The 3,029-nt window shown below is 73.7% G+C and carries 3 protein-coding genes; 2 read left to right on the forward strand and 1 reads right to left on the reverse strand.

Features of this window, described 5'->3' with window-relative positions:
- Positions 1–102 precede the first annotated feature (102 nt).
- Positions 103–1,155, reverse strand: a complete 1,053-nt coding sequence (locus tag SACPADRAFT_RS0209595) for a FecCD family ABC transporter permease (protein ID WP_007027073.1) — start codon at positions 1,153–1,155, stop codon at positions 103–105.
- Positions 1,156–1,259: 104 nt separating this feature from the next.
- Between SACPADRAFT_RS0209595 and SACPADRAFT_RS0209600 the strand changes: the two genes are divergently transcribed.
- Both SACPADRAFT_RS0209600 and SACPADRAFT_RS0209605 read left to right on the forward strand, forming a co-directional pair.
- Complete coding sequence (locus SACPADRAFT_RS0209600; protein WP_007027074.1) at positions 1,260–2,255, forward strand: ABC transporter substrate-binding protein; 996 nt, start codon at positions 1,260–1,262, stop codon at positions 2,253–2,255.
- A gap of 110 nt (positions 2,256–2,365) precedes the next feature.
- The coding region (locus SACPADRAFT_RS0209605) for a serine/threonine-protein kinase (RefSeq protein ID WP_028662352.1) at positions 2,366–3,029 on the forward strand (664 nt) is incomplete at its 3' end.

Genomic DNA, 3,029 nt, shown 5'->3' on the forward strand with positions numbered 1-3,029 from the left:
GCGGGCCGAGCGCGACGTGGCGCCGACCGGGAACGCCCTCCACCTCCCGCCACGGGGGCCTCCGCCGCGACGGGCGCGACGGGCGCGGCGCGTGCGACGTACTCACAGTCGCGACAGTCCTTTCCGACGGACGAGACGGATGAACACCGGGGCCCCGAGCACGGCGAGCATGATGCCCACCTCCAACCGGTCGTCGGCCACCAGCCTGCCGAGCACGTCGGCGACGAGCAGCAGCACCGCGCCCAGCAGGCCCGCGAACGGCACCAGCCAGCGGTAGTCCGGTCCGGACAGCGCCCGTGCCACGTGCGGCACGATGAGCCCGAGGAAGGCGATCGGCCCGCACACGGCGACCGCGGCCCCGACCAGCATCGTGATCGCGGCCACCCCGACCACGCGGGTGCGCACGACGTCCCGGCCGAGCGCGGTGGCGACGTCGTCCCCGAGCGCGAGGGTGTTCAACCCCGGTGCGTTGACCACCGCCAGTAACAGCCCCACCAGCAGGAACGGCAGCATCTGACCGAGGACGGCGAAGTCCCGTCCGGCCAGGGAACCGACCTGCCAGAACCGGAACACTTCCATGCCCTGCCGGTCGGCGAGCACGACGGCCGCGGTCAGCCCGGACAGCAGCGCGTTGACGGCCGCGCCCGCCAGCGCCAGCGTCACCGGGGTGCTGTCACCGCGCCCCCCGACCGCGCCGAGCAGGAACACCACGGCCGCGGCGACCAGGGCTCCGGCGAAGCCGAACCACACGTACCCGGCCGGCCCCGCCACCCCGAAGAGCACGATCGCGGTGACGATGCCGAACGCCGCGCCCTGGTTCACCCCGAGCAGGCCGGGGTCGGCGATGGGGTTGCGGGTGTGCCCCTGCATCAGGGCACCGCCGATGCCGAGGGCGAGCCCCGCGAGGACACCCGCGAGCGTGCGCGGGCCGCGCAGCGACCGGACGATGATGTCGTGCTCGCCACCCGTCGGGGCGGTCAGCGCCCGCCAGACGTCCCCGGGCGGCACCGGGTGGACGCCGTACACGAGGCTGAGCGCGGCCGCGAGGACCAGGGCGATGACCAGGACGAGCAGGGTCAGCGGCCGTCGCCTCCCGGCGCGGCCGGGCGGTGCCTCCGTCGCGGCGTCGCTCCCGCGGGTGAGCGTCGTGGCCATCTCACATCCCTGTCCGGTGTGTTCCGGACCTCTTTTGCCGCTCGGTCCGGTCGGCTAGAGTCCGCGTTCGTTAGGAGAGCCTAACCGAATCCGAAGGGTGATCAATGAGCCGCCTGTCCCGCCCGCGCCGCCGTGCCGTCGTGGCCGCCGCCGTCGCCTGCCTGGGGTTGACCGCGTGTTCGCCGCAGGGCGAGCAGCCCGCCGGGGACACCGGCGACCAGGGTGCCTTCCCGCGCACGATCGAGCACGCGATGGGGGAGACCACGATCGAGGAGCGTCCGGAGACGGTGGTGGCGCTCGACTCGAGCTTCGCCGACGCCGCCGCCGCGCTGGAGACCGAGGTGGTGGCCTACACGCGGTATCCCACCTCCGACTCCGTGCCGGAGTACCTCGGCGACGACGCCCGGTACGTCGAGGGCGGACGGGAGGTCGGCGAGCTGGCCACCCCGGACATCGAGGCGCTGTACGAGATCGACGCGGATCTGATCGTCTCGGCGAAGGTGCGGCACGACGAGACCGTCTACGACCAGCTCCCCCCGGATGTCCCCGCGGTGTTCTCCGAGACCACCGGTGCCACCTGGAAGGACAACATCCGGTTGTTGGCCGAGGCGCTCGGCAAGGAGGAGCTCGCCGAGCAGAAGATCGACGACTACGAGCGCCGGGCCGCCGAGATCGGGGACGCGATCCGGGAGAAGACCGGTGGCACCCCGACGTACTCGCTCGTGCGGTTCGTCGAGGGCGAGCAGACGGTGCGGCTGTACACGACGAACTCGTTCGGCGGCATCGTGCTCTCCGACGTGGGCCTGGCCCGGCCGGAGGGACAGCCCGACTCGGACTCCGAGATCCTGGTCGAGGTGAGCCAGGAGGAAATCGGCAAGCTCGACGCCGACCGGATCTTCGTGTCCACCTACGAGGACGACACCACCGAGGCGACCAGCCCGAAGGAGACGTTCCAGGGCAACCCGCTCTGGGGCACGCTCGAGGGCACGGTGCACCAGGTCCCCGACAAGACCTGGTACGTGTCGGTGAGCCTGCAGGGCGCGCACGCCATGCTCGACGACCTCGCCGAGCAGTTCGGGGTCGACCCGGCCCGCGCCTGAGCCTCCCGTCCGGTCCGCGGCGTACGCCGGGTCGGGTGCGTCCGCGCCGTCCCGGCCCCTCCGCCGCTCTACGATCCGCGGAGCCCGCGGACCGGACGGGAGAAGGCATGGTGAGTGACGAGGGCACGGTGATCGGCGGCCGGTACCGGCTGCTCGCACCGGTCGGCCGGGGTGCCACGAGTGTGGTGTGGCGGGCCCGGGACGAACGGCTCGACCGGGTCGTGGCCGTCAAGGAGCTGACGCTCGACCCGGCCGACGACCCGGCGGCCGGGCGGCTGCTCCGCCGTGCGCAACGGGAAGGCCGGGTCGCGGCGCGGCTGGACCACCCGCACGCCGTCACGGTGCACGACGTCCTCACCCGGGACGGGACCGCGTTCCTGGTCATGGAGTACGTGGCGGGGGAGAGCCTCGCGGCGTCGCTCGCCCGGCGGGGGACACTGCCCGCACCGGAGGTCGCCGCGGTCGGGGCGGCACTGGCGGCGGCGCTGGCCGCCGCGCACGACGAGGGCATCCTGCACCGCGATGTCAAGCCGGGCAACGTGCTCGTCACCGCGGAAGGCTCCGTCACGCTCGTCGACTTCGGCATCTCCCGGATCGTGGGGGAGGCCACCGGCACCGGGGCCGGCCTCGTCGCGGGCACCCCCGCCTATCTGGCCCCCGAGGTGGCGGCCGGGGAGACCGTCGGCACGGCCGCGGACGTGTTCTCCCTCGGGGCCACCCTGCTCACCGCGCTGGAGGGCACCCCGCCGTTCGGCGACGCCGACGACCCGGTCG

It is taken from the genome of Saccharomonospora iraqiensis subsp. paurometabolica YIM 90007 (assembly GCF_000231035.2).
GTDB lineage: Bacteria > Actinomycetota > Actinomycetes > Mycobacteriales > Pseudonocardiaceae > Saccharomonospora > Saccharomonospora paurometabolica.

What these genes read in the sequence shown, in the direction of transcription:
- SACPADRAFT_RS0209595 (WP_007027073.1), bottom strand. Translation starts at nt 1,155, where the DNA reads ATGGCCACGACGCTCACCCGCGGGAGCGACGCCGCGACGGAGGCACCG.
- SACPADRAFT_RS0209600 (WP_007027074.1), top strand. Translation starts at nt 1,260, where the DNA reads ATGAGCCGCCTGTCCCGCCCGCGCCGCCGTGCCGTCGTGGCCGCCGCC.